This window comes from Mojavia sp. (assembly GCF_059505145.1).
Window position 1 is genome coordinate 1 of the sequence record NZ_JCACKA010000016.1, and the last position, 6,272, is coordinate 6,272.

The 6,272-nt window shown below is 41.4% G+C and carries 4 protein-coding genes and 1 pseudogene; all 5 read right to left on the reverse strand.

Going from position 1 to position 6,272, the window contains the following annotated elements:
• Positions 1–261: 261 nt before the first annotated feature.
• The 5 genes and pseudogenes from AC5JL8_RS01585 to AC5JL8_RS01605 all read right to left on the reverse strand — a co-directional run bounded on the left by AC5JL8_RS01585 (position 262) and on the right by AC5JL8_RS01605 (position 6,240).
• Positions 262–879, reverse strand: coding sequence for a Uma2 family endonuclease (locus tag AC5JL8_RS01585; RefSeq protein WP_495878027.1), 618 nt, complete (start codon positions 877–879; stop codon positions 262–264).
• A 410-nt stretch (positions 880–1,289) separates the two neighbouring features.
• Positions 1,290–3,110 (reverse strand): hypothetical protein, encoded by a 1,821-nt coding sequence (locus AC5JL8_RS01590; protein ID WP_495878028.1) that lies wholly within the window; start codon positions 3,108–3,110, stop codon positions 1,290–1,292.
• A gap of 11 nt (positions 3,111–3,121) precedes the next feature.
• The gene (locus AC5JL8_RS01595) at positions 3,122–3,463 is read right to left on the reverse strand and encodes a hypothetical protein (protein ID WP_495878029.1); all 342 of its coding nucleotides are present in this window, start codon (positions 3,461–3,463) and stop codon (positions 3,122–3,124) included.
• Between the two features lie 159 nt (positions 3,464–3,622).
• A pseudogene (locus AC5JL8_RS01600) lies at positions 3,623–4,621 on the reverse strand (reverse transcriptase domain-containing protein); the annotation flags it as partial.
• 107 nt (positions 4,622–4,728) lie between these two features.
• The gene (locus AC5JL8_RS01605; protein ID WP_495878030.1) at positions 4,729–6,240 is read right to left on the reverse strand and encodes a reverse transcriptase domain-containing protein; all 1,512 of its coding nucleotides are present in this window, start codon (positions 6,238–6,240) and stop codon (positions 4,729–4,731) included.
• Positions 6,241–6,272 lie beyond the last annotated feature (32 nt).

Here is a 6,272-nt window from a genome sequence, read left to right on the forward strand (position 1 = left end):
CGTTTAAGCAGTTTCTTCATGGACGAATGGCTTTGCTATTTCTCTCATAGCATTATCTAAATTAACTGTTGAGTTTGTTCTAACAGATCAGTATTACATGAGGTTTTTTGAAATCTGTGTTGAGAGTTCTCCCACAAACATTACTTGTAAACTCTGCTTCGATCAGCAAATGTCAGAAAGCGATATTTCTGGCTGTGCGGACTACAGATGACTAGCAGCGTTACACAAGATTATGGCAGAGGTTGTTACAAGCTCAAACAATTAAATAGTAGGCTGTCCGGCTGCAAATATTTGTTGCGCTGTTAATTGCAAGTTAGGAAAGACTGAAGAAATGAGTTGCTCATCATTTTGAAACAATTGTTTGTGATATTCATCTTCTACTAATGTGCAAATTGTGATTGTTGGTTGTTTGGGTTTGCCGATATACTCTCTGCCACCAATACCCAGATAATCAACAATCCAATACTCAGGTATTCCTAACAGAGCATAATCTTCAACTTTACGAGCATAGTCATTTTGCCAGTTTGTACTAACAACTTCAGCAATCCACTTAATGGAATTTCCTGATGTAATTACAGGTTCTTGCTGCCATAGTGGTTCATTAAATAGTTGAGTTTGGTCTAATACAATTACATCAGGACGGAAAGCTGTATTCGTTCCTAAAAGTTTAATTAAACACCGATGGGGAATAAAATATGAGATTTCTTGACGGTCAATTTCTACATTCAATTTTCGCCCAATGAAAGCAGATACTTGCTCGTGCGGCCCTGTTGGTTCCATTTCAATTAATTCACCATCAATTAATTCACAGCGTTCATTATCGCCATAATGAACAATAAACTCCTCAACAGTTAAAAGTTTTGGCGCGAATTGAACCATTGTAATGTCCCTACTTCTGGTTAAGGTTAATGAATTTTTCAGTTTTCAAATATCAGTTTTTTATTATTGTTTGAAATTAGGGTTTATTTATTTTAGCCTTACCGAACTTCAGATCCTGCAAAAATCAGGAAAATTACGAGCCTCCTAAGCATGTGCGTGAATCTTATATGCTAACATATTATCTTCATCCTCAACTCCGTGATAGTTAGCACAACCGATGCAAGCAATTAGACGGCATACTTATTTGTTGTATTTTAACTACCTGTTCACACTCTTGAAGTTGAAAACTTTGAGAAAGTCTGTTAAAAAAAGTAGCGATACTAACCCTTATCTTTTCTAAAGGGCTGGAGACTGATATAGAAGAGTTACTTTGATTTTTGTCTGGCATATTTTTCTCTAACTATAAGTTTTTAATTTTGATTACTATTCCAGCCATCAAACTTATATTTGAGATGAGAATTCTGGAGTAGCCTTTCGATTCCCAAACGAATTAGCTCTGGCGGAACTCCGTCTAATTTCAACTCGTTCTGGATAAACTCATCGATTGAATTGGCTTTTGTTTTCTCTAACAGTGCTAACATTTGTTGAGCTTGAGTAAGGGGCGCATCCACTGATGAATTAGCTTCGGTGTGAGAAGATTGTTGATCGCTTGGTACAGAATTAATAAACTTGTTGGTATCTCGATCGTAGCCAGAAAAGTTTTTTAGCTGTGGCATGGGAAACCATTCATTGATGCCGCCGTAATACACTGCTCGACCAACTGCTGATTGTGCGGCAATCTCCATAACTTGGGTTGAGGTAATCTTGCGATCGCCCGGAATTAACTGTGTGGCAATCATGGCACTGTAAGCCGGGACATTATCTGGAGAAACCAATGCTACTGAGGTTAACTGCGATCGCAGACCGCCAGAAATGCCCAAGTCGTCAGTGTGAGGATTTTGAACGACAATCCAGAAATGCCAACCAGAGCTATCACCGCAAGAACAGTAAGAAATGATTTTGTCCTTGAGCCAGCCAATCTCACCCTTGGCATTTTTGAACTTGGAACAAACAGCCGTACCTTCATCCAGAATGATGAGCTTAGATCCAGAGATTTTCTGGAACTCGCTAAAGCATTCTTTGACCCAACTGACTGCTTCGGTTGGCGACATTTCAACAATCTTGGCGCGTTTGAGGGTGTCAACACGACCATTGAAATAACCAGTTTCTTTCTCGTCACCTTTGGGGTCAATATAAAAGATATGTATGTCAGGATGCAGTCGCTTGATGGCATCTATGGCGTTGCTAATGGTGATCCCCTTGCCAGAACCAGGGACACCAACCCACAGCATATTGGTGACTTTTTTGGCGATGTGACCAATTAAGTCATATTCAGTATGAGGAGATTTTGTGTAAGTGGAAATTGCGGTATTAATAATCGGAGTTTCTGTGGGCAATGGCTGTGAAGTAGGAGGCGGGGGATAAACCTCATGAGAATGAATCTGTGGTGCTGATGTTTGGGTTGTTTGTGAGACTGGAGTTGGTAAGTGCGTAAACCGCGCAGGAGGAATCCCCAAATTCTGCGGCTGAATTGCTTGCTGAATGGCTGTAACTTGTTGATAGTTTACTCTAGGGTCAACACTCACTTGTGCCAAATGACCGGATAGCTGTTCTTGAGTAGGGAAATAGCCTTGAAGTTGAATAAACCAATCAAGCAACCAACGGTAAGCGTAAAATCTTTTCCCAGGCTCAACGGCATTCAGGTATTCACACACAACATGAGAACATTGCTTGAGCATGGCGAATTCATATTTCTCCATCGGCTCTAAATGCAGCATCAACTCGGCAAGTTCGTTGTGATTAGCAAAATATTCCTCCCTGGCAACGCTATCACCCATAGCTGAAAGGAAACTGAAGAAGTCGCCACGAATAAAAGGAATGGGTGCAAATTGATGAGTATCGTTTAAGTCTTGTACCACTGACCAAAGATAACCAAAGGAGGCAACAACCGCACCAATTGGGGCAAGGGGAGAGGTGGCATAACAAACCGCACCAACCGCAGATGTGGCCAGTGTGATGAACTTAGCCAAATTCATACCGTTACGTTCGTCCCTGGCGCGAACCAATAACTGGTCTTGGCGTTCTTGCAGCCAAGAGGCGATGTTGCCAGCTTCCAAATACTCAATACTGGGATAATCGCCACGTAGCAGTGCCGTTTCTTTTGTTCCTAGCATTGGTATTTGTTGCTGCATGTTCTTTCTTCTTACTTAGTTAATTTCCAAATGTTGTAACCAATCTCACCAGCCATCATTGAGGCACAGTTATAAGCAAAACAACCCAAAATTGCGGCTGGGTTAGTGTAACGGAAAGGATTACGACCAACGAATGTGGTGGTGATGTCTAGCACCCAGAAAAATAGTGCGATCGCTCCCCCTGTGTGGCGCTCTTTCATACCGGCACGCTTATAATCGCCCCAGAGTGCGACTGTCAAATCGATGTTTCCAGAGGGTTTTGTACCCAGAGTATACTGTCGAGCATCTTCAAACTCATGCTTGGCTTGCTGAGGATCTTTGGTAGAGTCGATGGGAGGTATTACCCTCCGCACCTCTCTGTTAAATCTGGACGTGAAACTTTCATTTCATCCAGCTTCCGATATTCTTAGATAATAAGTTCCTTAACCTGCTCCATCATCCCCAAACTAAAGTGACTTTAGTTTTAACTGGTTAACGGGTTTTCGCGCATGAAGGTATCGGTTAATTCCCCTTTATCTTTTGCTCATGTGGATATAATCATGACAGCTTTCATGTACTACCATTAGATTAGAAGTCTTCCAGTTTCCATGATTGCCATCTATGTGATGTAGATGTACCCTTTCTTCTGAGGTCAATTTATGACCGCAGTATCCACAAGTATGGTTTTGTTGTTTTAATTGTTTTGAGGTTGCCCCATCGTATAGTTTACTGTTCCTTTCAGTCCAATAAACTAAGTCTCCATCAAAGGGTGATTTATTCCCTTTTACTTTGACATGGGCAAATTCGGAGTAAGGAACGGCAGGAAAGGCTTGTTTAGCCAGCTTTACGGCTGATTTTTTATCCTGCTTGGTTTCTTTGTTAAATACCCTGAATGCTCTGTGACTCATGTACCACAGTGAGAACCGTGACCCGTCCATTTTGCAGAACTTGTGGTATTGTCTCCATCCTCTAACAATAGGTGCAAGCTTTTGGGCTTTCACCTTAGCACCATAATTCGAGTGATTGACGATTTTCTTGACTTTCTTACGGAATGCTTTGTAGTTTTCCACTGAGGGAACACATTTGAGCTTTCTGTTTTGTTGTACTTTGAAATTCCAACCTAGAAAGTCAAATCCATCTGTCGAAGCGGTCAGTTTGGTCTTTTTCTCGCTTACCTTTAATCCTCTTTTTGCTAGGAATTGGCTTATTTTATTCAGTAACTCTTCTGCGTCGTCTTCTGGTCTTAGGAAGAACACCATATCGTCTGCGTAGCGTACACAGGCTTTTTTGATGTCCTTCTTTGGTGTGTCAGGTGTCACCCTGCGTCCCTTGATGCCGTGATATTGATGTAACTCTTCAATATTATTTAGGGCTATATTTGCCAGAAGTGGGCTAACCACACCACCTTGAGGTGTACCTTGTTCGGGGAATTCTGGGTTTACTCCTGCCTTTAATGCTCGGAATATTCCCTCCTTTAATGCTCTGGGAGCAATAAGGTTATCCATTATGGTTGTGTGGTTTATCCTGTCAAAAGTGGGTAGCTAGCTAGCGAGGTTTCCACGGTTTGGCTCCTTTTCTAACTAGCCCCCTCCGAACCGTGCTTACAAGATTTCCAGGTACACGGCTCTCCAGTACTCTGTTATCGCAAGACTCGTTGAGACATTGGTTTACCAGCATGTATTGCATCATGGCATTGAGGGCAAACCATGAGAGTTTTCCTTCTACGTGCGGACATAACTTGCATCCATTGCGGTTTTTCTTTTCTGCCCTTGGTTTTGAGGTCTTTAAGGGCGCGAATATGGTGAACCTCAATGTTACCTTTTGCACCGCAAATCTCGCATTCGTCAGCAAGCAGACGCTTGATTAGTTCATTTCTGAACGCGGGCTTTCTACTTGTTGGCAGGTCTAAAATGGTGGCTTTTTGGTTACGTTTTAATTGTATGCCGCCAAAGCGAGCCACTAAGGATTTCTTACCTTCTACAGGGACGGTTATTTCCACACATTTTCTTCTTCCTTGTGGAAGCTTAACGGTCTTCTTATACTTGGCGCAGATTTTTGCTACGCTAGTTCTGTATTTACAGGCAAGGGTTTTCATCAGCGAACTCGACATAACCCATTGGAGTTTTCGCAGCCATGCAATATTTTGAGCCAGACTATAGAATTGTACGTACCCTCGAAATTCTGATTGGTAAATGTTGATAATAGTAAAATCATCATCATTTATTAATTCAGGGCGATGAATGGGTTTACCATTCCTCATGTATAAGGCACATTTTTCTTCTATAACTCTTGCTGGGATTCTGAGTGCAACAATTCCGTTGATTGAGCGTTTACCATTGGTATGCTTATCGTCAGAATATTGGACTAGAACTTTGTAACCTAAAAAGCTTGCTGCTTCATTTCTAGCATTAGTAATTAAGGTCTTTTCTGATGACAGTTCTAACTGAAGATTTGCAGCTAAAAAGGTCTTGATTTTCTCCTTAATTGCTTTAGCTTCTTGAAATGAGCCAATAAACCCAAGTAGGAAATCGTCTGCATAGCGGACGTAATTTAATCTTCTGTACCCAGGGTCACGAACATTTTTCGAGGGCATTTTCTGGTATTTAATTTCCAGTTGACGTGCTTTATCAAATTGTCCGTTCTGCCTGTAGTACCAAGCCAGCTTTACGAGTTTTGAATACTCTGGATTTTCTGCCCGACATTTGCCGCGTGTATATTCTGGAATCAGTATTTGTTCGATAAATTTATCGAATTTGTCAAGATAGATGTTGGCAAGTGTGGGTGATAGAATCGAGCCTTGCGGGGTTCCGCTAAGGGTCGAATAATATTTCCGTTGCTCGCAGTAACCTGCCTTGAGTAAATTTTCAATCAATCTTAAAAAGCGGTTATCTTGGATTTTCTCACGTAAGATTGACATTAAGATTTTATGATCTATATTGTCAAAACAACCGCGAATATCTCCTTCGACAAACCATTTAGTTCCTTGCCAAGTTCGGTCTATTACTGTTAGTGCCGTATGGCATCCGCGCTTGGGTCGAAAACCATGACTGCTGTTGGAAAATTGAGGTTCATAGTACGCTTCTAATATCAAACGTATTACTTCCTGAACCAATTTATCATTCCAGGTGGGAACAGTACAGTAAGACTGCACATAACTTCAAGTCACTTGTGGGAAGTTGTGTC

Excerpts from the sequence above, each read along its gene's own strand:
- AC5JL8_RS01585 (WP_495878027.1), bottom strand. The coding sequence starts at position 879 with ATGGTTCAATTCGCGCCAAAACTTTTAACTGTTGAGGAGTTTATTGTT.
- AC5JL8_RS01590 (WP_495878028.1), bottom strand. The coding sequence starts at position 3,110 with ATGCAGCAACAAATACCAATGCTAGGAACAAAAGAAACGGCACTGCTA.